General features: G+C 32.8%; 1 protein-coding gene. It reads right to left on the reverse strand.

The genetic code is table 11. The features are described 5' to 3' along the window. Window positions 1-36 precede the first annotated feature (36 nt). Window positions 37-306 carry a hypothetical protein gene (locus OK414_RS29860; protein WP_263046374.1) on the reverse strand — a complete coding sequence of 90 codons (270 nt, stop codon included), beginning with the start codon at window positions 304-306 and terminating at the stop codon, window positions 37-39. Window positions 307-375: the final 69 nt, after the last annotated feature.

Below are 375 nucleotides of genomic sequence, written 5' to 3' on the forward strand. Positions count from 1 at the left end.
ACTCCATCTTAATCTATATAGCCTCAAGGATACCAGCTATAAACTCTGTTCATTTTGTGACCCAACTGGTATCGTTTCTTCCACTATTTTCTTATTATTACGAATAAATGAAGGGATTTTACTAAAGTAGTGTTTCTCCACTTCATCATAAGGAATCCAAATTTCTTTTTTCTGAATAAGGTCATATACCCCATCTAAAATTTGATCTCGCTTCTTGGAACTTAATTTAGTATAAGGATAATTAATAGCACTTATATAACGTTGCCTTAGCTCATTCGTAATCCATTCTTTTTGCTTTTGTTTCAAGGCAGAAAATTTCTTATTGGTTTGGAGCAGTCTTCCATTTTCATATACATGGTTCTTCACAACGTGTCA

It is taken from the genome of Priestia sp. JV24, assembly GCF_025910025.1.
GTDB classification, from domain to species: Bacteria; Bacillota; Bacilli; order Bacillales; family Bacillaceae_H; genus Priestia; species Priestia megaterium.